At 72.7% G+C, this 24,691-nt stretch carries 25 protein-coding genes; 10 read left to right on the forward strand and 15 right to left on the reverse strand.

The features are described 5' to 3' along the window. Positions 1-12: 12 nt before the first annotated feature. On the forward strand, positions 13-2,604 hold the full coding sequence (locus tag ACIOD1_RS04555) for a bifunctional FO biosynthesis protein CofGH (RefSeq protein WP_401900079.1): 2,592 nt from the start codon (positions 13-15) through the stop codon (positions 2,602-2,604). 81 nt (positions 2,605-2,685) lie between these two features. Here ACIOD1_RS04555 and ACIOD1_RS04560 read toward each other — a convergent pair whose 3' ends face one another. Then, a complete protein-coding gene (locus ACIOD1_RS04560; protein WP_401900081.1) occupies positions 2,686-3,771 on the reverse strand; it encodes a tyrosine-protein phosphatase in 1,086 nt (361 codons plus the stop codon). 424 nt (positions 3,772-4,195) lie between these two features. Between ACIOD1_RS04560 and ACIOD1_RS04565 the strand changes: the two genes are divergently transcribed. The 3 genes from ACIOD1_RS04565 (at position 4,196) to ACIOD1_RS04575 (ending at position 6,848) form a co-directional block, all read left to right on the forward strand. Continuing rightward, positions 4,196-5,308, forward strand: coding sequence for an ADP-ribosylglycohydrolase family protein (locus tag ACIOD1_RS04565; protein ID WP_365621830.1), 1,113 nt, complete (start codon positions 4,196-4,198; stop codon positions 5,306-5,308). 83 nt (positions 5,309-5,391) lie between these two features. Continuing rightward, a complete protein-coding gene (locus tag ACIOD1_RS04570) occupies positions 5,392-6,252 on the forward strand; it encodes a TIGR03619 family F420-dependent LLM class oxidoreductase (RefSeq protein WP_365621399.1) in 861 nt (286 codons plus the stop codon). A 119-nt stretch (positions 6,253-6,371) separates the two neighbouring features. Then, the gene (locus ACIOD1_RS04575; RefSeq protein WP_401900083.1) at positions 6,372-6,848 is read left to right on the forward strand and encodes a hypothetical protein; all 477 of its coding nucleotides are present in this window, start codon (positions 6,372-6,374) and stop codon (positions 6,846-6,848) included. Between the two features lie 42 nt (positions 6,849-6,890). Here ACIOD1_RS04575 and ACIOD1_RS04580 read toward each other — a convergent pair whose 3' ends face one another. Beyond that, positions 6,891-7,850, reverse strand: coding sequence for an amidohydrolase family protein (locus tag ACIOD1_RS04580; protein WP_401900086.1), 960 nt, complete (start codon positions 7,848-7,850; stop codon positions 6,891-6,893). After that, positions 7,847-8,350, reverse strand: coding sequence for an ATP-binding protein (locus ACIOD1_RS04585; RefSeq protein ID WP_365621390.1), 504 nt, complete (start codon positions 8,348-8,350; stop codon positions 7,847-7,849). Before ACIOD1_RS04585 ends, ACIOD1_RS04580 begins: the two co-directional genes overlap by 4 nt. 127 nt (positions 8,351-8,477) lie before the next feature. Here ACIOD1_RS04585 and ACIOD1_RS04590 point away from each other — a divergent pair, with 127 nt between their 5' ends. Both ACIOD1_RS04590 and ACIOD1_RS04595 read left to right on the forward strand, forming a co-directional pair. Then, positions 8,478-9,326: a helix-turn-helix transcriptional regulator gene (locus ACIOD1_RS04590; protein ID WP_365621387.1), complete on the forward strand. Its 849-nt coding sequence runs from the start codon at positions 8,478-8,480 to the stop codon at positions 9,324-9,326. Further along, positions 9,323-9,565: a DUF397 domain-containing protein gene (locus ACIOD1_RS04595; protein ID WP_365621384.1), complete on the forward strand. Its 243-nt coding sequence runs from the start codon at positions 9,323-9,325 to the stop codon at positions 9,563-9,565. The genes ACIOD1_RS04590 and ACIOD1_RS04595 overlap by 4 nt, the downstream gene beginning before the upstream one ends. A 50-nt stretch (positions 9,566-9,615) precedes the next feature. On the opposite strand, the gene ACIOD1_RS04600 is transcribed toward ACIOD1_RS04595, so the two are convergent. The 4 genes from ACIOD1_RS04600 to ACIOD1_RS04615 form a co-directional block, all read right to left on the reverse strand. Continuing rightward, on the reverse strand, positions 9,616-10,143 hold the full coding sequence (locus ACIOD1_RS04600) for a GNAT family protein (RefSeq protein WP_365621381.1): 528 nt from the start codon (positions 10,141-10,143) through the stop codon (positions 9,616-9,618). A 176-nt stretch (positions 10,144-10,319) separates the two neighbouring features. Further along, positions 10,320-10,487 carry a hypothetical protein gene (locus ACIOD1_RS04605; RefSeq protein WP_365621379.1) on the reverse strand — a complete coding sequence of 56 codons (168 nt, stop codon included), beginning with the start codon at positions 10,485-10,487 and terminating at the stop codon, positions 10,320-10,322. A gap of 172 nt (positions 10,488-10,659) precedes the next feature. Then, positions 10,660-10,998 carry a hypothetical protein gene (locus tag ACIOD1_RS04610; protein ID WP_365621376.1) on the reverse strand — a complete coding sequence of 113 codons (339 nt, stop codon included), beginning with the start codon at positions 10,996-10,998 and terminating at the stop codon, positions 10,660-10,662. Between the two features lie 79 nt (positions 10,999-11,077). After that, the gene (locus ACIOD1_RS04615; RefSeq protein ID WP_365621373.1) at positions 11,078-11,545 is read right to left on the reverse strand and encodes a MarR family transcriptional regulator; all 468 of its coding nucleotides are present in this window, start codon (positions 11,543-11,545) and stop codon (positions 11,078-11,080) included. A gap of 92 nt (positions 11,546-11,637) precedes the next feature. Between ACIOD1_RS04615 and ACIOD1_RS04620 the strand changes: the two genes are divergently transcribed. Together ACIOD1_RS04620 and ACIOD1_RS04625 are read left to right on the forward strand one after the other, a co-directional pair. After that, a complete protein-coding gene (locus ACIOD1_RS04620) occupies positions 11,638-12,222 on the forward strand; it encodes an SgcJ/EcaC family oxidoreductase (protein ID WP_401900089.1) in 585 nt (194 codons plus the stop codon). Positions 12,223-12,256: 34 nt separating this feature from the next. After that, a complete protein-coding gene (locus ACIOD1_RS04625) occupies positions 12,257-12,652 on the forward strand; it encodes a VOC family protein (RefSeq protein ID WP_365621367.1) in 396 nt (131 codons plus the stop codon). Here the strand turns inward: ACIOD1_RS04625 and ACIOD1_RS04630 are convergent. Next, positions 12,616-13,011 (reverse strand): helix-turn-helix domain-containing protein, encoded by a 396-nt coding sequence (locus ACIOD1_RS04630; RefSeq protein WP_365621364.1) that lies wholly within the window; start codon positions 13,009-13,011, stop codon positions 12,616-12,618. The two genes, ACIOD1_RS04625 and ACIOD1_RS04630, sit on opposite strands and share 37 nt — an antisense overlap. Positions 13,012-13,070: 59 nt before the next feature. On the opposite strand from ACIOD1_RS04630, the gene ACIOD1_RS04635 reads away from it, so the two are divergent. Beyond that, the gene (locus ACIOD1_RS04635; RefSeq protein WP_365621361.1) at positions 13,071-13,781 is read left to right on the forward strand and encodes an NAD(P)H-binding protein; all 711 of its coding nucleotides are present in this window, start codon (positions 13,071-13,073) and stop codon (positions 13,779-13,781) included. Positions 13,782-13,947: 166 nt separating this feature from the next. On the opposite strand, the gene ACIOD1_RS04640 is transcribed toward ACIOD1_RS04635, so the two are convergent. Further along, a complete protein-coding gene (locus ACIOD1_RS04640) occupies positions 13,948-14,247 on the reverse strand; it encodes a hypothetical protein (protein WP_401900091.1) in 300 nt (99 codons plus the stop codon). A 265-nt stretch (positions 14,248-14,512) separates the two neighbouring features. Continuing rightward, positions 14,513-16,093, reverse strand: a complete 1,581-nt coding sequence (locus ACIOD1_RS04645; RefSeq protein ID WP_365621355.1) for an APC family permease — start codon at positions 16,091-16,093, stop codon at positions 14,513-14,515. Between the two features lie 271 nt (positions 16,094-16,364). On the opposite strand from ACIOD1_RS04645, the gene ACIOD1_RS04650 reads away from it, so the two are divergent. Next, positions 16,365-17,480 carry a DNA alkylation repair protein gene (locus ACIOD1_RS04650; RefSeq protein WP_365621352.1) on the forward strand — a complete coding sequence of 372 codons (1,116 nt, stop codon included), beginning with the start codon at positions 16,365-16,367 and terminating at the stop codon, positions 17,478-17,480. A 57-nt stretch (positions 17,481-17,537) separates the two neighbouring features. On the opposite strand, the gene ACIOD1_RS04655 is transcribed toward ACIOD1_RS04650, so the two are convergent. The 5 genes from ACIOD1_RS04655 to ACIOD1_RS04675 form a co-directional block, all read right to left on the reverse strand. Further along, a complete protein-coding gene (locus ACIOD1_RS04655) occupies positions 17,538-19,010 on the reverse strand; it encodes an aldehyde dehydrogenase family protein (RefSeq protein WP_365621349.1) in 1,473 nt (490 codons plus the stop codon). Continuing rightward, positions 19,007-20,746: an amidohydrolase family protein gene (locus tag ACIOD1_RS04660; RefSeq protein WP_401900094.1), complete on the reverse strand. Its 1,740-nt coding sequence runs from the start codon at positions 20,744-20,746 to the stop codon at positions 19,007-19,009. Before ACIOD1_RS04660 ends, ACIOD1_RS04655 begins: the two co-directional genes overlap by 4 nt. A 771-nt stretch (positions 20,747-21,517) precedes the next feature. Beyond that, positions 21,518-22,639, reverse strand: a complete 1,122-nt coding sequence (locus ACIOD1_RS04665; RefSeq protein ID WP_365621343.1) for an LLM class flavin-dependent oxidoreductase — start codon at positions 22,637-22,639, stop codon at positions 21,518-21,520. Between the two features lie 107 nt (positions 22,640-22,746). Next, a complete protein-coding gene (locus tag ACIOD1_RS04670; RefSeq protein WP_365621340.1) occupies positions 22,747-23,532 on the reverse strand; it encodes a glucose 1-dehydrogenase in 786 nt (261 codons plus the stop codon). Between the two features lie 10 nt (positions 23,533-23,542). Beyond that, positions 23,543-24,490: an LLM class F420-dependent oxidoreductase gene (locus ACIOD1_RS04675; protein WP_401900096.1), complete on the reverse strand. Its 948-nt coding sequence runs from the start codon at positions 24,488-24,490 to the stop codon at positions 23,543-23,545. Between the last annotated feature and the right edge of the window lie 201 nt (positions 24,491-24,691).

Genomic DNA, 24,691 nt, shown 5'->3' on the forward strand with positions numbered 1-24,691 from the left:
TATGCTCGCGGTATGACCACTCCGAGTGACGCTCCGACCGACAACGCGATGCGCCGCGCTCTCCGTCGGGCCCGCGACGGTGTCGCGCTCGACGCGACCGAGGCGGCCGTACTGCTCCGGGCGCGCGGCGAGGCCCTCCGAGACCTCGCCGCGTCCGCCGCCCGCGTCAGAGACTCCGGGCTCGCCGACGCCGGGCGGCCCGGCGTCATCACGTACTCGCGCAAGGTCTTCATCCCGCTCACCCGCCTGTGCCGCGACAAGTGTCACTACTGCACCTTCGTCACCGTCCCCGGCAAGCTCCGCAAGGCCGGCCACGGGATGTACCTCTCCCCCGACGAGGTCCTCGACATCGCCCGCCAGGGCGCGGCGATGGGCTGCAAGGAAGCCCTGTTCACCCTGGGCGACCGCCCCGAGGACCGCTGGCCCGAGGCCCGCGAGTGGCTCGACGCGCACGGGTACGACGACACCCTCGCCTACGTACGGGCCATGGCCATCCGCGTGTTGGAGGAGACGGGCCTGCTCCCCCACCTCAACCCCGGGGTGATGTCCTGGTCGGACCTCCAGCGGCTCAAGCCCGTCGCCCCGTCGATGGGGATGATGCTGGAGACCACCGCCACGCGCCTGTGGTCCGAGCCGGGCGGCCCGCACCACGGCTCCCCCGACAAGGACCCGGCCGTGCGGCTGCGGGTCCTGGAGGACGCGGGCCGCTCCAACGTGCCCTTCACCACCGGGGTCCTGATCGGCATCGGCGAGTCCTACGAGGAGCGCGCCGACGCCTTCTTCGAGCTGCGCCGCATCCAGCGCAGCTACCACGGCATCCAGGAGGTCATCGTCCAGAACTTCCGCGCCAAGCCGGACACGGCCATGCGCGGGATGCCGGACGCGGAGCTGGAGGAGCTGGCCGCCGCCATCGCGGTGGCCCGGCACATCCTGGGCCCGAGCGCCCGCATCCAGGCCCCGCCGAACCTGGTGGACGCCGAGTACGCGCTCCTGATCGGCGCCGGGATCGACGACTGGGGCGGGGTCTCCCCGCTCACCCCGGACCACGTGAACCCCGAGCGGCCCTGGCCGCACATCGAGGAGCTGGCCGAGCGGACCGCCGCCGCCGGCTTCGAGCTGCGCGAACGGCTCACGATCTACCCGGAGTTCCTGCTGCGCGGCGAGCCCTGGCTGGACCCCCGGCTGCTGCCGCACGTGCGGGCGCTGGCCGACCCGGAGACGGGGATGGCGGACGAGACGGCGAAGGTGGAGGGCCGGCCCTGGCAGGAGCCGGACGAGGGCTTCACCGCGTACGGGCGCACCGACCTGCACACCACCATCGACTCCGAGGGTCGCACCGGGGACCGCCGCGAGGACTTCGACCACGTCTACGGCGACTGGGAGGCCCTGCGCGAGGCCGCCGCCCCCGGCATGGTGCCCGAGCGGATCGACACCGACGTACGGGCGGCGCTCGCGCGGGCGGCGGACGATCCGACGCGGCTCACCGACGCCCAGGCGCTGGCCCTGCTGCACGCGGACGGCCCGGCGCTGGACGCCCTGTGCCGGATCGCGGACGACCTGCGCAAGTCGGTGGTGGGCGACGAGGTCACCTACATCGTCACGCGGAACATCAACTTCACCAACGTCTGTTACACCGGCTGCCGGTTCTGCGCGTTCGCGCAGCGCCGCACCGACGCGGACGCCTACACCCTCTCCCTGGACCAGGTCGCCGACCGGGCCGCGCAGGCCTGGGACGTGGGCGCGGTCGAGGTGTGCATGCAGGGCGGCATCCACCCGGACCTGCCGGGCACGGCCTACTTCGACATCGCGCGGGCGGTGAAGGCCCGGGTGCCCGGCATGCACGTGCACGCCTTCTCGCCGATGGAGGTGGTCAACGGGGCCACCCGCACGGGCATGTCCGTACGGGACTGGCTGACGGCCGCCAAGGAGGCCGGGCTGGACTCGATCCCGGGCACGGCGGCGGAGATCCTGGACGACGAGGTGCGCTGGGTCCTCACCAAGGGGAAGCTGCCCACGGCGGACTGGATCGACGTGATCACCACGGCGCACGAGCTGGGCATCCGCTCCTCCTCGACCATGATGTACGGGCACGTGGACCAGCCCCGCCACTGGCTCGGCCACTTCCGCACGCTGGCCCGGATCCAGCAGGAGGCGGAGGCCAAGGGCGTCGAGGGGTTCACGGAGTTCGTGACGCTGCCCTTCATCCACACCAACGCCCCCGTGTACCTGGCGGGCATCGCCCGGCCCGGCCCGACGGTCCGCGACAACCGGGCGGTGACGGCGATGGCCCGGCTGCTGCTGCACCCGCACATCCGGAACATCCAGACGAGCTGGGTGAAGCTGGGCTCGGAGGGCGCGGCCGAGATGCTTCGGTCGGGGGCGAACGACCTGGGCGGGACCCTGATGGAGGAGACCATCTCCCGGATGGCCGGATCGGGTTGGGGCTCGTACAAGTCCGTGCGGGACCTGGTCGCGGTCGCGGAGGCGGCGGGCCGGCCGGCGAAGGCCCGTACGACCCTCTACGGCGAGGTGCCGCAGGAGCGTCAGGACTCGGCCCGCGCCTCGGACGGCCACCTGCCGGAGCTGCTCCCGGTCCTGGACTGACCCGGTACTGGGCGGGCCGCGCACGACGAGGGGCCCGACCGGAGGAGATCCGGTCGGGCCCTTCGCACGCTCGTGGTCGGGTCAGCCGACGAGGAGGTCCTCCTTCAGGTCGCGCAGCTCGCGGGAGTCGATGCCGAGGCCGTCCTTCAGGTACCGGTCGAAGGTGCCGTACTTCGCCTTGACCTCGGCGTAGCCGGAGTTGAGGTACTCGGGGCGGACGTCGAGCAGCGGCTTGTAGACGGCGGCCTGGGCGGCCGGGAGGTGGGAGAGGATCGCGTCGTTGGCGGCCTTGCGGTAGTCGTTGCTGGCCAGGTAGTCGGCCATCACCGTCTCCTGGGGGACGCCCAGCGCGGTCAGCAGGGTGGCGTTCGCCCAGCCCGTGCGGTCCTTGCCGGCGGTGCAGTGGAAGAGGACGGAGCGGCTGCGGTCGTTGCCGATGCCCTGGAAGACCTGGGTGTAGGCCTTCTTGCCACCGTCGCCGCTGACCATCGTCTTCTCGGCGTCGATCATGTTCTGGACGGCCTCGTCCGGGGACTTCGGCATCGCCTGGAAGGAGGGCGAGCCCGCGAAGACGTCGGCGACGACGTAGCCGGCGCCGGCCGGAACCTTGTCGGCGTCCTTGGTGCGCTCGTCCTGCATGCGCAGGTCGAAGACCGTTTTGACGCGCAGGCGCTGGAGCTTGGCGAGGTCGTTCGCGGTGAGCTTGTTCAGGGCGTCCGAGCGGTAGATCTCGCCCATCTTGACCCACTGGCCGTTGGTGGTGCGGTAGCCGCCCGCGTCACGGAAGTTGGCGGTGCCCTCCAGCTTGACCAGCCGGTCGGCCAGGCGCAGACCCTCGCCGCGCTCCGGCTTGAAGTCGAACCACTGCCGGTCGGCGGCGGGCAGGCCCTTGACCACGGTGAGGCCCTGGGCGCCGCCCTTGGCGACGACCTTGCCGTTCGCCTTGATCTCCACGCGCTTGGTGCCCTTGGCGTTCCACTTCAGGGTGAAGGAGTCGTCGGCCCCGGCGGTGACGGTGGCCTCGGTGAAGGGGACGGCGGAGCGGCTCTGGTGGTGGCCGTTGCTCCAGGGGAGGTCCCAGCCGGAGGCGGAGGCGGCGGGGGCCACGACCAGGGACGCGGTGAGTGCGGAGGCGACGACGGTCGCGGCGAGGAGTGCCTTCTTCATGTCCCGAGGCTGTGGGCCGCCCAAGAACGGTGTGTGAACGCGGTGTGGCCGAAACCAACCGGTCCGGAGGCGAGTGGCAAAACGTGCCACCATATGGACAGCGGCCGGATTCGTTCGCTTTCCGGCCGTTCTCCGGTCACTTATGAGCGCAGTGACGGACTCCTTCCGGATTCGACCGAACCTGTCCACTACAGTGCGCGACTGACGCCTGGGGGGAAACGGCATGGACACGACGATCAAGACGGCCACGGGAGCGGGGACGGGGACGGGCCCACCGACCACGGGGGCCGCCGCGGACGCCGGCACCACGGCGGACACGGGCGAGGCCACCGCCGTCCTGACACCCGTGACCGCGCGGACCCCGCGGCCCGGCACCACCGCCGCCGTCGCTCCGGGCCCGCAGACCATGGGGGCCGGCGTCAGCATGACCACCGCCCTGTGGGGCCGCGTCGAGCAGCAGGACTTCCGCAGCCGGGTGCGCGGCACCCTCCTCGGCTCCGCCATCGGGGATGCCCTCGGCGCCCCTGTCGCGGGCCTCTCCCTCGACGGCATCCGCGAGGCCCACGGCCTGGCGGGCCTGACCGAACCCGCCCCCGCCTACGGCCGCCGGGGCTCCGTCACCGCCTCCACCCAGCTGACCCTGTTCACCGTGGACGGCCTGATACGGGCCCACGTGCGCCGGGACACGGGCGGCTGGCACCCCCCGACCGACGTCCACCGCGCGTACCTGCGCTGGGCGGCCACCCAGCACGACTGGGGCCCCGACGAGCGGCGCAAGGACAACGGCTGGCTCGCCCGCGAGGAGTGGCTCTACGCCCGCCGCGGACCGGACCGGGCCTGCATGACGGGCTTCGCCGACGACACCCTCGGCACCCTGGAGCAACCCAAGAACCCCACCGCCCGCGACGCCGCCGCGACTGTCCGCTCGGCCCCCTTCGGGCTGCTGGTCGGCTGGGAGCCGACCCTCGTCCTCCAGTTGGCCGTCGAGTGCGCCACCCAGAGCCACGGCCACCCCACCGCGTACCTCTCCGCCGGAGCCCTCGCCGTGATCGTCCACGGCCTGACCCGGGGCGAGACCCTGGACGCCGCGATCCAGCGCGCCCTGGGCCTGCTCGGCAGCCGCCCCGGCCACCAGCCCGTCACCGACGCCCTCCAGCGCGCCGTCGCCGCCGTCACCCAGGGCGTGCCCGGCCCCCGCTCCGTCGAGGCCCTCTCCCCCGGCGACGGCCGCGACGCCGAGGACACCCTCGCCATCGCCGTCTACTGCGCCCTGGTCGCCGAGGACGTCCCGCACGGGCTGCGCCTGGCCGTCAACCACGGCGGCGACTCCACGGCCACCGGCGCCGTCTGCGGGTCCCTGCTCGGCGCCCTGCACGGGGAGACGGCCCTGCCGGCGGCCTGGCTGACCGACCTGGAGGGCCGCGCGACGATCCTGGAACTGGCCGACGACTTCGCCCTGGAGATGACCCAGGGCCCGGCCCTCCACGGCCCCGCGGCCTCGGCCCCGGGCTGGCTCTCCCGCTACCCGCGCGCCTGAGGTCGCGGCGCGGCGGCGGGCCTGCCGACTTCGGTCCGTACGCCGTACCTTGGCCTCCCCACGACCCGGAGGTGCCCTCGCCCATGCGGATCGCCACGACCGTCTTCCTGACCGACCTGACCGTCTCCCCCACCCGCCTGGCCCGTTCCCTCGAAGAACGCGGCTTCTCCGGCCTCTACCTCCCCGAGCACACCCACATCCCGTCCTCCCGCGCCACCCCCGCACCCATGGGCGGCGACCTCCCGGAGCAGTACGGGCGCACCCTGGACCCCTTCGTCGCCCTCGGGCAGGCCGCCGCCGTCACCGAGCACCTCCACCTCGGGACCGGCATCACCCTGATCGCCCAGCACGACCCGATCGGCCTCGCCAAGCAGGTGGCCACCGTCGACCACCTCAGCGGCGGCCGCCTCACCCTCGGGATCGGCTACGGCTGGAACGTCGAGGAGGCCGCCGACCACGGCGTCGAGTGGACCACCCGCCGCGAACGGGTCCGGGACCACATGGCCCTGATGCGCGCCCTGTGGGCCCCGGAGCCCACCGCCCACGAGGGCCCGTACGGCTCCGTCCAGGCCTCCTTCGCCCACCCCAAGCCGGTCCAGGCCCCGCGCGAACTCGGCGCCGGACAACCGCTGTACGGGCCGCGCACCCTGGTCGGCGGCTCGGCCGGCCCGAAGCTGTTCGCGGCCGTCGTCGACCACTGCGACGGCTGGCTCCCCATCGGCGGTCGGGGCCTGTCCGAGTCCCTGCCGGTGCTCCGCCGGGCCTGGGAGGAGGCCGGGCGCGACCCGAAGACCCTCCAGGTCGTCCCGTACGCCGTCCAGCCGACCCCCGGCAAGCTGGCCCACTACGCCGAGCTGGGCATCGAGGAGGTCGTCCTCCAACTCCCCTCGGCGGGCGAGGCGGAGATCCTGCGCACCCTGGACGACTTCGCCCAGTACCTGTAGCGGCGCCCCCGGGTCGCCCCCGGGTTCTCTCCCGTTTCCGCGGGTCCCCCGCACGGCTGGTAATTTGGCGCGCTCCGCCGGTCCCGGCGCCCAACTCACCCACCCCTGGGGGATTTCCCGTGCTCAACCACCTGCGCCTCGCCACCGTCGCCGCCACCGCGGCCGTCGCCGCCCTGACCCTGACGGGCTGCGGCACCGACAAGACCCCGGCGACGGACAAGGCTCCCGCCCCGTCGGCCTCCGCTTCGGCGCCGGCCGCCTCCGCCTCGACCGGCGGGGGCGCGAAGGGCGGCACGCTCGAAGGCGGTTGGGTGTCCCTCCAGAACCCGGGCAAGGGCGTCGTCCTCACCGTCAAGGGCCAGGTCGCCTTCGTGGTCGAGGGCGCCACCGGACTGACCTGCCAGGGCACCACGGACGGCGCGGCCATCACCCTCAAGTGCCCGCAGGGCGCGACCCGTTCCCACGGCAAGGTCGACTCGGTGAACGCCACCACGCTGAAGGTCACGTGGGAGGGCGCCGGCACGGACACCTTCCAGCGCAGCGAGCCGGGCAAGCTCCCCTCCCTCCCGGCGAACCTCCCGACCTCCCTGGGCTGAGGTCGACCCGGGTCGACCCGCCCGGGGGTCACGGCCCGGGGTTCACGGCCCGGAGAGGCCCAGCAGGTCCGCCGCGTTCGTGTCGAGGATCGCCGTGGCCTCCTGCGGGGCGAGCCCCGACTCGGAGACGTACTCCACGGCCCGTACGAAGACCTCCCCGTCCTCGTACGGGAAATCCGTGCCGAGCACGAGGCGGTCGGCCCCGAAGGTGGCCGCCGCGGCGGCCAGCGCCGGTCCATGCACGTGACTGACCGTGTTGTACCAGAGGCGGCCCAGGGCGATCGAGGGGAGTTCGGGGGTCTGCGGGGACTCGAAGGCCAGGTGGTCGTCGAGCCGACGCGGCAGCAGGGGCAGGATGCCGCCCAGGTGCGAGGCCAGGACGCGCATCCGCGGGTAGCGCGCGGGAAGACCCGCGAGGACGAGGTGCATGATCGCCACGGTGTCCTCGACCGGCGCCCCCACCATCCAGGTCATGTCGTGCTCGGCGATCAGCGGGCTGGCGGCGCCCTCACCGGCCGGGTGGATGCACAGGACGGCGCCACGCCGGTCGAGTTCCTCGTAGACGGGACGGAAGAGCGGATCGGCCAGGGTGCGGCCGAGCACGGTCGTGGTCACGCCGACGCCGACCGCGCCGAGGTCGTCGAAGGCACGGGCGACCTCGCGCAGCGCGGCGTCGACGTGGGGCAGGGGCAGTGCGGCGAAGGCCCGGAAGCGTCCGGGGTAACGGGCCACCAGCTCGGCGTACGCGTCGTTCGCCGTACGGGCCACCGCCTCGGCCTCGGCCTCGGCGGCGAGGTGCGGGGACTGGGGCGCCACGGAGAGCACCTGGAGGTCGACCCCGGCCCGGTCCATCAACGCGAACCGGTGGTCCAGCTCGGCCCCGGTCGCGCCGGCGCCGATCCCGCGCTGGGTCCCCGTATCGGTCTTCCCCAGCGCTTCGAGGCGGTCGAGGTAGTCGGCGGTCCACGGGTGCGCGTGCACGTCGATACGCAGAGCGCTCACCCTTCGATGGAAAGCCCTTCGCGCGGGGCGCGCCACTCGACCGGCTTCCCGGCGTCGAGCCGGACGGGCAGCTCCGCCCAGACGGTCTTGCCGACCAGGCGGTCCGTGACCCCCCACCCGGTCGCGATCCCCTCGACGACGCGCAGCCCGTAGCCCGACTCCGCCCCGTACTCCTGCGGTCGCACGGCGGGCCGTCGGTCCCGGCGGGCGTCGGACACCTCGACGCGCAACAGCCCGGCGGTGTCTCCGTCGCCCTCGAACAGGGTCAGGCGCAGCTCGAAGTCCCGTCCGGGAAGCCGGCCGTGGGTGACGGCGTTCGCGGCCAGCTCCGCGACGAGGAGCGCGGCCCCGTAGGACGGCGCCGTGCCCTCGGGAACACCCCAGTCGTGCAGCTCGACGAGCGCCAGCTGCCGGGCGAGGCGGGCGCCGCGCGGGGTGCTGCTGAAACGCTGAGTGAACACGCGTACGAGGGGCGGGGTGGGGCCGGAGCGGGTGGTCATGAGGAGAACGTCCCTTGTGGGGGCGGTAGTTCCCAGCACCACGACTACTACTTTTGAACTGTAGTAGCGAACTCTCTGGACAGGCGCAGTCACCTACCGTGAGCATGGCGGCGGGGAGGTGACCGTGATGACGGCTGACGACGACAGCAGCGGTGGCAGGGGCGAGAAGCAGACGGAGCCCGATGCCGACCTGAAGAACTTCGGCGACACCGTCAAGGCCTGCCGCAAACGCGCGGGCCTGACGCAAGAGCAGTTCCACCCACTGGTCGGGTACTCGGTGCAGTACGTGGCCTCGGTGGAACAGGGACGCCGACATCCGTCGGCGAAGTTCGTGAACAAGGCGGAAGAGGTCCTGGACGCCTTCGGCGTCATCGTCATCGCCGCCCGGCAGCTGAAGCGGCGACGCGGACTGGCGTCCTGGTTCCGGCAGTGGGCGGAGCTGGAGGAGGAGGCCGTCGCGCTCAACACGTTCGAGTGCCGGTCCGTTCCCGGGTTGCTACAGACGGAGGCGTACGCCCGGGCCCAGATCGAGAACGTCCCGCCCGTACCCACCGAGCAGGAGACGGAGGACCGCATCGCGCGCCGCCTGGAGCGGCAGAGGGTGCTGTACCGCACCCCCTACACCGGTTTCAGTTTCATCATCGAGCAGACCGTGATCGAGAGGCAGACGGGAGGCGCTGCGGTAACCCGCGAGCTGATCGACCGCCTCCTGGTGTGCGCCCGGCTGCCCAATGTGGATCTCCAGCTCATGCCGACGGTCAGCCCGGAACACGCGGGCACCGACGGCCCCTTCTGCCTCCTGGAATCCGAGGAGCACCAGTGGGTGGGCTACAGCGAGAGTCAGAAGTCGGGACAGGTCATCTTCGACCCGAAAGCCGTCAGCGACCTCCACCAGCAGTATGCAAAACTTCGCATCCAGGCCCTCAATCCTGCGGACAGCGCAGGCCTGTTGATGCGAATGCGAGGATCCCTGTGAACAGCTCCCGGCTCCGGTGGTTCAAGAGCAGCTACAGCAGCAGTCAGGGCGACAACTGTGTCGAGGTCGCCCTCTCCTGGCACAAGTCCACCTACAGCAACGCCGCGGAAGACGCCTGCGTCGAGGTCGCCACCTGCGCCGACACCGTCCACGTCCGGGACTCCAAGCTCTCCGTGAGCCCCGAACTGGCGCTCGGCGCCGCCACCTGGACGACATTCCTCGGCACCGTCACCGCCTAGGTACCCCTGTCCCGCGCTCCCGACGCCCGGGCGCTCGCCGGCGCGGGACCTCAGGGCCGCCGGTGGCTTCCGGCGGGGCCGCCGTTCAGCTTCCGCTCCCAGAACACTTCGTCGCGCCACGCGCCGTCGGCGTAGAAGTGCTCGTGGGCGATGCCCCAGGAGCTGAATCCGTGCTTGCGGAGGACCGCCTGGGACGCGAGGTTCTCCAGTTGGGTGTGCGCCTCCAGTCGATGCAGGTTCAGCTCCTCCTCAGCGATCCGCAGGGCCAGCCCGACCGCGCGGCTCGTGTGTCCGAGGCCCTGGTGGCAAGAGGAGATCCAGTAGCCCAGGAACCCCTTCTGGAACGGGCCGCGCAGGATCGAGCTGATGGCGACCTGCCCGATGACGGCCCCGTCGCCGACCACGACGCCCGGCCAGGCGGCCCCCTGCGCGTGGGAGGCCAGAAGGGCCGCGATCACGGCGGCCTGCCCGTCGGGCGTGTAGAACGCGGCGGGCCTCTCGGGCAGCCAGCGCGCGTACGTCTCCTTGTCCCTGGCGTGCAGACCGGCGAGCACGGGCCCGTCGGAGGGTTCTATCAAGCGGATCAACGTGGAACTCACGGGTGGCGCGCCGCCTTGTCAGTTGCCGTAGTCGGTCGGTTCGGCGCGAGGCTTGCCCGCCCGCTGTTGCGCACCGTACGCCCGGGGAGCACGCGCCCGAGGGCAGCCCGAAGGGCCCGCCCCCCGCTCGGGGGCGGGCCCTTCGGGGCCGCGGGTCAGCTGCTGGGGTGGTGGTGTCCCCGGCGCGGGGCCGGGACGGTGCGCAGACGGGGCGTGCCCGCGCCGCGCGGGAACGGGTTCCGCTTCACGGGCGCGGCGGGGGCCGCTGCCAGGAGCGCGATGAGGGCAACGACGACCGCGACGAGGATGAGCCCGGTAACCATGGACATCTACCTGCCTTCCGTCGAGTACTGACTGCACGTCACTACCAAGTGTTACCGAAACGCCCCGCCTTAAACACGATGCGTCATCGCAAGGGCCGGTGCGGCCCGTCGCCGGGGCTCGAAGTGGGCAACAGATGAGCCGATTTGCCTGCTCGGAGCCTCGAAGACACGCCTACGGAGGCGGAATCGGGCCCGGGGCCGCGACGCCGGCGGCCGGACGCCAGAAGCGCCCGTCAGGCAAGGCCTGACGGGCGCCGAGGAAGTAGTCGGTGTCGCGCTCGAACCGGAGTCCCGGGACGGCGCCGCGCACGCGCGCCCATATGCCGGGCGCCACGCGGTACTCGCCCGCCACCATCCAGGGATCGTCGCCGAGGACGAAGAAGTGGCGGATCTTCAGATACTGGTCGCGGGAGAGCGAGACGGACTCGACCAGTTCCTCGTCGACACCGCCGAAGCCGGTCAGGTCCCACACGAGGTTGTAGCCGTCGGCGAATGGATAGTCGCTGCTCACCGACTCAAGCTAGGCGGCGCCCCCGGGCACCCGCACCTGCTTTTACGGCGCCCCGGCGGACCCCGACCGTCCGTCGCGGCTACTTGACCCGGCGGCCCTGGGTCTGGGCGCGGACGGTCTCGGTGGCCTCCCGGAAGGCGGGGGCGGCGCGGGCGAAGTAGTCGAACAGGAGGGCCTGCTGCTCGGGGGTGTAGCCCGCCAGGACCTCCCCGAGGCGGCGGCGGGCGGGGCCCACGGCGGCCTCGACACCGACGAGCGCGTCCGGGACGGCCTCGACCACGACCTTGCGGCGGTCGGCGGGGTCCGTGGTGCGGCGGACGTATCCGGCGCGTTCCAGGCGGTCGATGAGGCGGGTCGTCGCGCCGGTCGTCAGGCCCGTGCTCGCCGACAGTTCACCCGAGGTGAGACCGCCGGTGAGGGTGATCCGGCTGAGGGCGTACCACTCGGAGGCCTGGAGGCCGGCCGCCTCGGCGCCCGCCATCGCGTGCAGCCCCACCGCGTCGACGTAGTCGCGGAAGACCGTTCGGCGCTCGTCCTGCTCGGCCATCTCTCTCCCCTTGCCAAATATCTGCACTGATGCAGATAATGCCTGTGTGCAGATAATGCACATGTGCAGTCATCCTATCGAGAGGCAGCATCATGAGCGCCATCGCCGTCGCCGTCGTCTCCCTCGCCCTCCTCACCTTGGCCGCGGGCGCCGCGTACCTCTACCTGGACCGCACCTCGGGCGTCCGCCGGACTGGCGTCGAGGACTGCGTCGCGCTCCTCCCGGCCGGCGCGGACCCCCGGGACGCCGAGGCCGTCCGGGCCACGCTCGACGCCCTCACCGGGGCCTGGGCGGCGGGCGACGCGGACGCGTACGGCGAGCAGTTCACCGAGGACGCCACCTACACGACCTACGTCGGCACCCATTACGAGGGCCGGGCCGACATCACCGAGTCACACCGCGCCCTCTTCGCAGGGTTCGTGAAGGGGACCGAGCCGGCCGCGACCTACCTCGGGCTGCGCTTCCTCGGCGCGGACGTCGCCGTCGTCACCGGACGCGGCGACATCCACAAGGGCCGGCGGCCGGCCGCCCTCTCCAAGGTCCAGACGTACACGCTGGTGCGGGGCTGCGACGGCGGGTGGCGGATCGCCGCCTTCCACAACACCCGGCGCAGGAACGTCATGGAGCGCTTCTCCTTCCTCTACGCGCCCGCCACCGTGCCGAGCGGTGAGCGGTGAGCGCGGGCGCCGAGAGGCCCCGTACTCTCCCGGCATGATCCTCTCGAAGACCCATGTCCGCGTCGCACGACCCTCCCTCGACCTGGCCGCCGCCGAGCGCTTCTACGTCGACGGGCTCGGCCTGTCCGTCCTGTGGCGCAGCTCGGCGGAGCCCGGTGAGCACGACCTGCTGATGGTCGGGCCGGCCGACGGGGGCTGGCACTTCGAGCTGACCCGGGACCCGGCGGCGCCGTTGGACCCGACTCCGACCGTCGACGACCTGTTCGTGCTCTACCTCGGCGAGGAGCCCGACGAGGCCCTCGTGCGCCGGCTGGTCGACTGCGGCGGGACCCGCGTGGCCTCGCACAACCCGTACTGGGACGAGCACGGCGTCACCGTCGCGGACCCCGACGGCTACCGGCTGGTGCTCTGCTCGCGCACCTGGGGCTGAGTCCCGGCGAAGGCGGCGAGGCCGGCCTCCTGGGCGTCGATCAGTTCGTCCCAGTGCTCCCGCGTCCACGCGCAGGCGGCCTCCAGCGGGCCCAGGAGGCCGCGCCCGAGCGGGGTGAGGGCGTAGCGGGCGTCCTCGCGGGCCACGAAACCGTCGCGCTCCAGCCCGCGCAGGGACTGGGTCAGGGACTTGGAGGTGATCCCGCGCATCGGCACCTTGAGCTCCGAGAAGCGGCGGGGGCCGCCCTCCAGACAGCGCAGGACCATCGGGGCCCACTTGTCGCCGACCCTGAAGGGGACCAGCGTCGAGGGGCAGACGGGGTCGAACATCTCGGGGTCCAGGGGCGGCTGCGTCGTCATGATCACCACGGTAGGTCGGTATCCGATCGGTAACCAGTGCCTTCCCTACGCTCGCCCCCATGACGCATCAGAGCAGTGACGGCAAGGGCAGCGACGGCGACAGCGACGGTGGGGGCGGGGGCGGCAACGGGCGGGTCGTCGTCTTCGGCGGGAGCGGTCGGGTCGGTCGGGCCGTGGTGGCGCAGGCCCGGGCGCGCGGGATCGAGGTGACGGCGGCGGGCCGGGGCGACGGGGAGGTGACCTCGGCGGCCGAGGTGGCCCGGATCGCGGCCGGCCACGACGCGGCGGTGGTCGCCGTGTACGACCCCGGGGTGGCGCCCGGGGTGTTCTTCCCGGAACTGGCCCGGGCCATGGCCCAGGGGCTGGCGACGGCGGGGGTGCGGCGGCTGGTGGCGGTCGGGCTGGCTTCCGTACTGCCCACGGCGGCCGGGCCGCTCCTGATGGACACCCCGGGGTACCCGCAGGAGTGGCGGGAGTTCTACGTCGGCCACGGCGCGGGCAACGAGGCCCTGCGGGCGGCCGCGCCGGAGGGGCTGGACTGGGCGGTGCTGAGCCCGGCCGGGGACTTCGGCGAGGGGGACGGCTCCGGCGGCGAGGGGGACGGCCCGGTCGGCGGGGGCTACGCGTTCGCCCCCGCCGACGCGGCGAGCCGGATCTCGCACGCCGATTTCGCCCGGGCCGTGCTCGACGAGGCGCTGGCCCCGACCCTGCACGGGGTGCACGCGGGCGTGGCGGGGGCGGACCCGGCGGGGGCCGTCCGGGGCGCCTGAGCGGGACCGACCGGGACCGGGCGGGGTGACCGGGCGGGGTGACCGAGCGGGACCGGCCGGGACCGAGCGAGGTGACCGAGCGGGGTGACCCAGCGGGACCGGCCGGGACCGAGCGGGGTGACCCAGCGGGACCGGCCGGGACCGAGCGGGGTGACCCAGCGGCGGGTCAGCCGACCTTGGGGGGCTTGGGGAGGCCGGCGCCCAGGGCGGTGCCGGCGCTGCTGAGGGAGGTGTCGGTGGCCTCGCCGGCGCTCTTGACCCCGCCCGCGGTGACGTTGACGGCGGTCTTGGTGTCCTGGACGGTCTGGGCGGGGTGGTCGACGATGTCGCCGACGCGCTTGGCGATCGGGGGGCCCTGGATGTTGGGGCCGTCGGCTGCCTGGGCGACGGCCGGGGCGAGGGCGAGGGCGGCGCCGCCGAGGAGGAGGGCCGACAGGGTGCGCTTGACGGGGTGCATGGGGTTCATGCCGGGCCCAACGATCCCCGACGGCCCCGGGTCACTTCACCCCCGGCGCGTCGCGGCGGGTCGGGGCGCGGACGGGGCGCGGATCGGGGCGGGAGCCAGGACCGAGGCCAAGGCCGAGGCGCGGCCGAGGCCGGGGCCGGGTGCGCACCAGGGCCGGGGCCGGGGTGCGCACCGCCTGTTCCGGGACGCGCCACGGCCCCGGATCGGGGGGAATCGATCCGGGGCCGTGGGGCGTGACACAGCGGGGCGGCGGGCCGCCGGAGGGTCAGTCCTCGACCACCAGGGCGGGGGTGGACTTGGTCAGCACCTGGCCGCGGAAGAAGGCGGGGCTGCGGCGTTCGGTGACGAACATGACCACGAGGCCGAGGGCGAGCAGGCCGACGCCGATGACGAAGACGTTGCCGACGTCGAGGCCGGGGATGTGCGAGCCGGAGCCGTAGGAGGGGTCCCAGGCGTCGTAGAGGGTCTTGAAGAAGACCGCCGCCAGAAGGGCTCCGCCGAGGACCGGGAAGACGCCCTTGAAGAGCAGGTCGCGGCCGGAGGCGCGCAGGTCGCCGCGGAAGTACCAGGCGCAGGCGAAGGCTGTCAGCGAGTAGTAGAAGCAGATCATCAGGCCGAGCGCGAAGATCGTGTCGGTGAGGACGTTCTCGCTGACCAGGGTCATCACGGTGTAGAAGGCACCGGTCGCGACGCCGGCGACGACGGTGGCGCGGCCCGGGGTCTTGAACTTCGGGTGGACCTTGGCGTAGGCGGCCGGCAGGGCCTCGTAGGTGGCCATGGCCAGGACCGTGCGGGCGACCGGGATGAAGGTGGTCTGGAGCGAGGCGGCGGCCGAGGCGAGGACGGCGACGAAGAGCAGGATGCCGAGCATCGGGCCCATGACGGGGCCGGCGAGGGCGGCGAAGACGTTGCCGGAGGTCTCCGGGTTGCCGAGGCCGAGGCCGGAGGTGCCGGAGCCGACGGCCATCTGGGCGGCGACGCCGGTGGCCAGGTAGGAGCCGACGAGAACGACCATCGCGATGAGCGAGGCGCGGCCGGGGGTCTTGGAGGACCCGATCGTCTCCTCGTTCGCCGTGAGGCAGGTGTCCCAGCCCCAGTACATGAAGATCGACAGGGAGAGCCCGGCGGTGAAGGCGGCCATGGAGCCGACCGCGAAGGGGTTCATCCACTCCCAGGAGAAGCTGAGCCCGGTGTCGAAGCTGCCGGCGGAGGCCTTCTGGAAGGCCATCGCGACGAAGATCGCGAGGACCGCGAGCTGGAGGCCGACCAGGGTGTACTGGATGCCCTTGGTGGCGGTCATGCCGCGGTAGCTGATGGCGGTGGCGACGGCGATCAGGGTCAGGCAGGTGGCGATGTGGACGAGCTTGTTGTCGTCCAGGGCGGAGATCGACGGATTGCTCGTGATCTCGCCGGCCAGCAGCCAGAAGTAGGAGGTGGCGACACCCGCCAGGTTGGACAGCACGATGATCGTGGCGATCACCAGGCCCCAGCCGCACATCCAGCCGATCCGGGGTCCGAAGGCCTTGACGGTCCAGGTGAAGGAGGTGCCGCAGTCCGGCATGGCCTTGTTCAGCTCGCGGTACGCGAAGGCGACCAGGAGCATCGGGATGAAGCCGGCCAGGAAGACGGCGGGCATCTGCACCCCGACCTCACCGGCGGTGGAGCCGAGGGTCGAGGTCAGGCAGTACACGGGGGCGACGGTGGAGATGCCGAGGACGGCGCTGCCCACCAGACCGACGGAGCCCTTGCCGAGCCCCTTGCCACGAACGTCGGCCTCGCCCGGGGCGACGCCGCTCACCGTGTCTGCGCCCTGCGTACCTCGGGGCCGAACGTCCAGCTGTGTCATGAGTCAGGACGTTAGAGGGTGCGGTTTCCTTATCCGGAGGACTTAAGTCCACTCCCCCACAGGGCTAAATCCCTTGGAATCTTGAGGACGAGACAGTTCACACCCTCGCAACAGAAGGTTCACTCAGGCATCTATTCATGGTTCGGAAGGCTCCGGGACAAACCTTCCGGAATGCGGAAACCGCAGGTGTGCCCGTTTTGCCCGTTTCAAAACTTTCCCGTGGAAATTTTCGGGCCCCCAATACCAAGGGCCCGTCCGTCACACTGGCCCCATGCCCACAGCCGACGAGCTCCTCAGCGCGGATACCGTCAGTAACCTGGCCGATCTGCTCGCCCGCGCGACCGGCAGGGCCGCCTCGCCCGCCCTCACCGCCCGTGCCGCATCCCTCGACGGGCTCGGCTTCTCCGTCCGCGTCGCCGCCGTGCGCGACGCCGTCCTCGCCGACCTGCCCGAGGACTGGGCCGCCTTCGAGGCCGTCGTGCGCACGGCCCTAAAGGACCCCGCCTTCACCGGCTGGATGACCGCCCCCGTCAACGAGGCCGTCGCCGTGCGGGGGCTGGAGGCCTTCGAGCCGGGCCTCGCCCTGCTCCGCGACCTGACCCCCCGGCTGACCGCCGAATCCGCCGTACGCCCCTTCCTGCGCGCCGATCCCGCCCGCGCCCTGGCCGTGATCGGTGACTGGACCGCCGACCCCGACCCGCACGTCCGACGGCTCGCGAGCGAGGGCACCCGGCCCCGCCTGCCGTGGGCGCCGCAGCTCCCCGCCTTCGTCGCCGACCCTCGGCCGACCGTGCCCCTGCTCGACGCCCTGCACCGCGACGAGTCCGCGTACGTCCGGCGCTCGGTGTCCAACCACCTCAACGACATCAGCCGCGACCACCCCGCCCTCGCGGTGGAGACCGCCGCCCGCTGGCTGGTCGACCCCGGGGCCACGACGGATCGCGTCGTGCGGCACGGCCTGCGCACCCTGATCAAGGCCGGAGCCCCCGAGGTGATGACCCTCCTCGGCCACTCCCCCGACGTCCCCGTCACCGTCACCGGGCCGCTGGTGACCACCCCGCACGTCGCCGTCGGCGAGCACCTCGTCTTCACGTACGAGATCACCCACACCGGCCCGGAGCCGGCCGAACTGGTCGTCGACTACGTCGTCCACCACGTCAAGGCCAATGGCGCCCGCACCCCCAAGGTCTTCAAGCTCACCACCCGCACCCTCGCCCCCGGCCAGACCCTCACGGGCACCAGGCGCCACTCCTTCAAGCCGATCACCACCCGCCGCTACCACTCCGGGGAGCACCTGGTGCAGATCCAGATCAACGGCCGCGTCCGCGGCGAAGCCCCCTTCTCACTGGACGCCCCCGGCCCCGGCCCGGCAAAGCCGGCGGTGTGATCCGCGCGGTGTGACCCGGCCGGGGCTGGTGCCTCGGCCGGGTTCGGGCCGGCCGGGTCAGCCGGTCCAGACGATCGACTGGGTCTCGCTGTACGCGTGCAGGGCGTACGAGCCCACGTCCCGGCCGACGCCGCTGCGCTTGAAGCCGCCGAACGGGGCCTCCATGTTCCGGCCGATGGTGTTGACCCCGACCCCGCCCGCCCGCAGGGCGCGGGCCACGCGGAAGGCGCGCGCCGAGTCCCCGGACCAGACGTAGCTGATCAGCCCGAAGTCGCTGTCGTTGGCCAGGGCCACGGCCTCCTCGTCGTCCCCGTCGAACGGCACGACCACCACCACCGGCCCGAAGATCTCCTCCCGGACCACCCGCATGTCGTTCGTGCAGTCCACGAGCAGGGTCGGCGCCACGTAGAAGCCGCGGCCGTCGCCCACCACCGGGCGCTCCCCGCCGAAGGCGATCCGCGCGCCCTCCTTCCGGCCCAGCTCCACGTACGACTCGACGCGGTCGCGGTGCGCCGCCGAGATCACCGGGCCGACCACGGTGCCCCGCTCGCGCGGGTCGCCGACCTTCATGAAGGCCAGGTAGCCGGTCAGTTTGTCCACCAGCTCCGCGTACACCGACCGGTGGACGATCACCCGGGTCGGGGCGGTGCAGATCTGGCCGCTGTAGAAGGAGAAGGTGGTGCCGATCCCCGTCACCGCCGCGTCCAGGTCGGCGTCCGCCAGGACGATCGCCGCCCCCTTGCCGCCCAGCTCCATCAGTTGCCGCTTCATCGTCCGGCCGCACACCTCGGCGATGCGCTGCCCGACGCCCGTGGAGCCGGTGAAGGACACCATGTCCACGTACGGGGAGTCGACCGCCGCCTCGCCGACCTCCACGGCCGCGCCCGAGACCACGTTCACCACTCCGGCCGGGACGCCGGCCTCGTGCAGAGCCGCGGCCATCCTGAACACCGAGAGCGGGTCCTGCGGGGCCGGTTTGACCACCACCGTGTTGCCCATGGCCAGGGCCGGGGCGACCTTGCCCGCCGGGTTCGCCCACGGGTTGTTGTAGGAGGTGATGCAGGTGACCACGCCGACCGGCTGGCGCACTTCCAGCGCCCCCAGGACGCTCGCCTTCCCCATCGGGCCGGCGTCGGTGACCTGCGGGGGCAGCCCGCGCTCGACCGGCTCCAGCGCGCCCTTCGCGTACCGCCGGAAACGCGACACCCCGACGCCCACCTGCATCCCGCGCGCGATGCCCGTCGGGGCGCCCGTCTCGGCCTGGGCGAGGGCCGCCCACGGTTCGAACTCCCGCTGCATGATGTCCGCGGCCCGGTCCAGGATGGCCGCGCGCGCCTCCGGCTTCGTGCGCGACCACGCGCCGAAGGCCTCGGCGGCGGCCCGGGCCGCGTCCTCGACCTGGGCGCGGGAGGCCTCGGGGGCGAGGCCGACGACGCTCTCGTCGGCCGGGTCGATCACCTCGTAGTGGCCGCCGGCGGGCTCCACCCACTCGCCACCGATGTACAGCTCCTGCGCTCGCCCGTCGCTCATCGGGTGCTCACCGTCCTCGTGTCCCGGCCCGAACGCAGCACGATCCCCGGGATCGCGCCCGTCACCTCGTCGTCGCGGATGGTCTCCACCCCGTTGACCCGTACGGACACGATCCCGATCGCCCGCGCGTCCAACCGCGGGCTGTCGCCGGGCAGGTCGTGGACGAGGGTCGCGGGCCCGGCCTCGATGCGCTCGGGGTCGAAGAGGACCAGGTCCGCGTGGAAGCCCTCGACGATCCGGCCGCGCTCGCGCAGCCCGAACAGCTGGGCCGGGTCGTCGGTCAGCATCCTCACGGCCTGCTCCAGCGGCACCAGCCGGCGCCCGCGCAGGCAGTCCCCGAGGAAGCGGGTCGTGTACGGGGCGCCGCACATCCGGTCCAGGTGCGCGCCGGCGTCGGAGCCGCCGAGCATGACGTCCTCGTGCTGCCAGGTCTCGGCGCGCAGGGCCCAGCTGGCGGGGTCGTTGTCGGTGGGCATCGGCCACAGGACGGTGCGCAGGTCGTCGTTGGCGCAGATCTCGACGAGGCAGTGGAAGGCGTCCTGGTCGCGTTCGGCGGCGATGTCGTTGACGACGCGGCCCGAGAGGCCCTCGTTCTCCTTGCTGTACGTGTCCCCTATGACGTAGCGCCCGAAGTCGGCCAGGCGCCGGAAGACGCCGGCCTCCTTGCTGTCGGCGCGGCGCAGCATCTCCGTACGGACGTCGGCGTCCCGGAGCCGCTCGATCCGCTCGGGGACGGGCAGCGCGAGGACCTCGCCCCAGCCGGGGATGAGGTTGAGCGCGCAGAAGGTCCCCAGCGACATGTTCATGGGGGTGAGGATCGGCATCGTCAGGGCGACGATCCGGCCGCCGGCGGCGCGGGCGCGCTCGGAGGGGATCAGCTGGCGCGGGACCCGTTCGGGGACGGAGGCGTCGATGGTGAGGACGTTCCAGTTCAGGGGCCGGCCGGCGGCGGCGCTCATGTCGACGAAGAGGTCGATCTCGGCGTCGGAGAACTGGTCGAGGCAGCCGGCGACGATGGCCTCCAGCTGGGTGCCCTCGTGTTCGGAGACGGCCCGGGAGAGCGCGAGGAGTTCGGCGGGCTCCGCGTGGCGGGAGGCGACGGGGGCGCCGGCGCCGTCGGAGTGCGTGGAGGACTGGGTGGTGGACAGGCCCCAGGCGCCGGCGTCCATGGCCTCGTGGAAGAGGTCGAGCATCTGCCCCATCTGCTCGGGCGTGGGCTGTCCCCCGACGGCGTCCTCGCCCATCACGTGCCGGCGCAGGGCGCAGTGGCCGACCATGAAGCCGGCGTTGACGGCGGTCCGCCCGTCGAGGGCGTCGAGGTACTCGCCGAAGGTGGACCAGGTCCAGTCGACGCCCTCCTCCAGGGCCTTGAGGGCCATGCCCTCGACCTTGCTCATCATGCGGCGGGTGTAGTCGGCGTCCTCGGGGCGGGCGGGGTTCAGGGGGGCCAGGGTGAAACCGCAGTTGCCTCCGGCGACGGTGGTGACGCCGTGGTTCATGGAGGGGGTGGCGTACGGGTCCCAGAACAGCTGGGCGTCGTAGTGGGTGTGGGGGTCGATGAACCCGGGGGTCAGCACGAGCCCGGTCGCGTCCTCGCTGGTCCGGGCCTCCTCGGTGACGATGCCGGGGGCGGCGATCGCGACGATGCGGCCGTCCCGGATGCCGACGTCCGCGACGCGCGCGGGCGCGCCCGTCCCGTCGACGACGGTCGCGCCGCGTATGAGGTGGTCGAGCATGACGGTGTCCCCTCCTGGGTGGCCCGTGCCCTTGCCCTGGCCGGGCGGTGAACGGTCGGTCCGGGCCCCGTGCCGGGGCCCTGGCCGGGCGGGTATGACGAAGCTTCGGGTCCCCCTGGCGGGGGTGCGGTGCCCCCCGGGGGGTGCGGTGCCCCTGGCGGGGCGGACGGTGCGGGCCCCCGGTGGGGTGCGGGCACCTCCTGGCGGGGCGGGGCGGGGCTTCGGGCCGGGGCGGGTGGTGGGCCGCCACCGTCCGCCCCGGCCCTCGGCCGGGACCCGCCGTGGGGCGGCGGTCCGGGAAGACGCCGCCCTCCAGCGGGGGTTGGTGGGCCCTGGGCCCTGGGCCCTGGGCCCTGCGGGGCCGTCCCCTACCCGCCCTTCCCCCGTTCCCCGGGTCTCCGCCCCGGACCCCCGGATCCCTCGGCTCCCGCCGAGGGGATCGGACCCGGGCCGGGGTCGGCCCGCCGGGGGCCGGTCTCGGGTCCGGGGCCGGGTCGGCCCCGGGCCACAGGTGGCCCCGAAAGGGGTCGGGCCCGTCGGGGCTGCGCCCTGGACTCCCTCGGCTCCCGCCAAGGGAGCGGCCCCCGGGCCGGGTTCGGTCTGGGCCGGGTTCGGTCTGGGCCGGGGGCCAGGCCTCGGCGCCCCCGGATCGGGATCGTGCCCGAGGCCGACGTCCGGGACCGGGATCCCGGGATCGTGCCCGGGGCCGGAGGTCGGCGACCGGAAGACGGGTGGGGACGGTGGGGGTTCGGGGCTTGCGGCGGGCGGCCGTTACGCGGACTGGCGGAAGCGGGTCGTGCGGTGGATCGGGTCCGTGTCGATGTGGGGGATCACGTGTTCGCCGATCAGCTTGACCGTCGTCAGCGTGTCCTCCTTCGAGACGCCCGTCGGCAGGCCGAAGGACAGTTGGTCCGCCCCCGCCTGCTCCCAGCGCTTGCACTGGGCCCGTACCTCCGACGGGTCGCCGCAGATGAGGAGTTCCTCCGCGATCAGCAGCTCGATGATCTCCGCGTTGTACTCCGGCAGGGTCTCGGGCCACTGCGGGATCGCCTCGGGGCGCGGGAAGGTGTCGTGGTAGCGGAACACCAGCGACTGGAAGCGGTTCATGTTCGCGTTGACCGCGATCTCGACCGCCTTGTCGTGGGTCTCGGCACAGATCGCGGTCGAGGTGACCATGACGTTGTCGTTGACGAACGCCCCGATCGCCTTGGCCTCCTGGATCGCCGTCTTGTACTGCTCCAGCACCCACTCCATGTCGGAGACCTTCTGGACGCTGAAGCCGAGGACGCCCAGCCCCTTCTTCGCCGCCATCGCGTACGAGGAGGGCGAGCCGGCGGCGTACCACATGGCCGGGTGGGCCTTGCCGTACGGCTTGGGGAAGATCTTGCGCGGCGGGAGCGACCAGTGCTTGCCCTGGAACCCCTCGTACTCCTCCTGGAGGAACATCTTGGGGAACTCCGCGATGGTCTCCTCCCAGATCTCCTTGGTGTGGTTCATGTCCGTGATGCCGGGCATGAAGCCGAGGATCTCGTGGCTGCCGGCGCCGCGTCCGGTGCCGAACTCGAAGCGACCCTTGGAGAGGTGGTCCAGCATGGTGACCTTCTCGGCCACCTTCACCGGGTGGTTCACCGGGGCGAGCGGGTTGAAGATGCCCGAGCCGAGGTGGATGCGCTCGGTGGCGGCGGCGAGGTAGCCGAGGAAGACCTCGTTCGCCGAGAGGTGCGAGTATTCCTCCAGGAAGTGGTGTTCCGACGCCCAGGCGTACTTGAAGCCGGACTTGTCGGCCTGGATGACGTACTCGGTCTCCTCAAGGAGCGCCTTGTGCTCCGCCTCGGGGTCGACCTTGGACCGCGCCTCAGGCACGTATCCCTGCACGAAGAGCCCGAATTCCAAGGGGGTTCACCGTCCTTTGATTTCTGACGTTGCGTCAGATTCGATGTGTCGACTGTTCCATCGCGGGGGCGGGACCGTCAATACCTGACGCTCCATCAGATGACTGCTCAGGCGATGCTGACGCCCGCCGTCCAGCCGCCGTCGATGACGAACGGCTGGCCGGTGATGTAGGAGGAGTCCTCGCTGGTCAGGAAGAGGGCCAGCTTCGCCACCTCCTGCGGCTGCCCGACCCGTCCCAGCGGCACGACCCGCTTGTACAGCTGCGCCATCGCGTCGCGGGCCTCGTCCGTGATCCCGGCGGGGTCCAGCAGTCCGGGGTTGGCCATGGGGGTGTCCACCGCGCCCGGGCACATGGCGTTGACCCGGATGTTCTTCGCGGCCAGCTCCAGCGCCGCCACCCGGGTCAGCCCGAGGATCGCCGCCTTGGTCGCCGCGTACGCGCCCACGTACGCCATGCCCGACAGGCCGGTGTACGAGGAGGTGTTGACGATCGTCCCGCCGCCTGCCGCCTCGATCTCGGGGGCCAGGGCCCTGATGCCGAGGAAGGCCCCGACCTGGTTGACCTCGATCACCTGCCGGAACTCCTCCAGCGGGGTCGAGGCCAGCTCGTTGAAGCGCAGGATGCCCGCGTTGTTGACCAGGCCGCTGACGGGGCCGAAGGCCTCCCGGGCGGTGGCCACCGCCGCCTCCCAGTCCTCCTCGCGGCTCACGTCCATCCGTACGTACCGCGCCCGGTCCTCGCCGATCTCCTTGGCGACGGCCGCGCCCTGCTCGTCCAGTACGTCGCCCAGCACCACCTTCGCGCCCTCGGCGGCGAAGAGGCGGGCCTCCTGCTCGCCCTGGCCGCGCGCCGCCCCGGTGATGATGACGACGCGCCCGTCCAGCTTGCCCATCGGGTGTCTCCTAGTCGTTGAGGAGCGGAGCCACCTCGGCCCCGAACGCGGTGATCTGGTCGGTCAGTTCGTCCCGGTCGCGGCTGCGGAAGCGGACCTGGATCTGGTCCACGCCCAGCGCCCGGTACGCGCGCAGGGACTCCGCGAGCGCCTCCGCCTTGCCGGTCAGGGCCCGGCGGCCGGTGTCCCAGCCGGGCTCGCCGACGTAGAGCGCCTCGGTGATCGCGCCGATCTCGACGGGGTCGGAGTTCCCGGCCTCCGCGCGCAGTTCGCGCAGCCGGGCGATCTGGGCGGGGATCCTGTCGCGCGGGTCGCCCTGCGGCAGCCAGCCGTCGCCGCGCACGGCGGCCCGGCGGATCGCGGCGGGCGAGGAGCCGCCGATCCAGACGGGGATCCGGGCCTGGGCGGGGCGGGGCAACTGGCCGAGGTCCTTGAAGGCGAACCGCTCCCCCTCGAACTCCGGGTACTCCTCCGGCCCGAGGGCGACGCGCAGGGCGTCCAGGATCTCGTCGAGGACGGCCCCGCGCCGCTCGAAGTCGGCGCCGAGCACCTCGAACTCCTCGCGCACGTGCCCGGCCCCGACCCCGAGGATCAGCCGGCCGCCGGAGAGGTGGTCGAGGGTCGCGTACTGCTTGGCGGTCACCAGCGGGTGGCGCAGGCCGACGATCGCGACGTGACTCAGCAGTCGGACCCGTTCGGTGATCCCCGCCAGGAAGGCGAGGGTGGCGACCGGGTCGTACCAGACGGTGCTCATGGGGCCGGCGAGCCGGCGCGGGATGGCCACGTGGTCGCAGGTGGCCACGTACGCGAAGCCGGCCCGGTCGGCGGCGCGGGCCACCGCGGCGAGATCGGCCGCGCCGGCCGACGCCTCCCAGGGTTCGGCGTAGATGGTGCTCTGCGACTGGATCGGGAGCTGCATCCCGTACACCAGCCGACCTTCCGGAAACACGCGTGCCATGACGGGCCCGCCTCGCCTTCGTCCGCCGGTCCGGCTGCCGGTCCGTTCGACCGCCGATTCGTCACACCGGTGCCGGGCCATCGTCGTAGCTGACGGACCGTCAGGCAAGGGGTGGGATGGAGGCGGATCGGGGGGACGACCCGCACCCGTCGACCCGCCCCCTGTCACCCGGGGCGGGCAGCCCCTAAGGTGCGCGGGTGG

The organism is Streptomyces sp. NPDC088097, from assembly GCF_044741845.1.
In the GTDB taxonomy this organism is placed as follows: domain Bacteria; phylum Actinomycetota; class Actinomycetes; order Streptomycetales; family Streptomycetaceae; genus Streptomyces.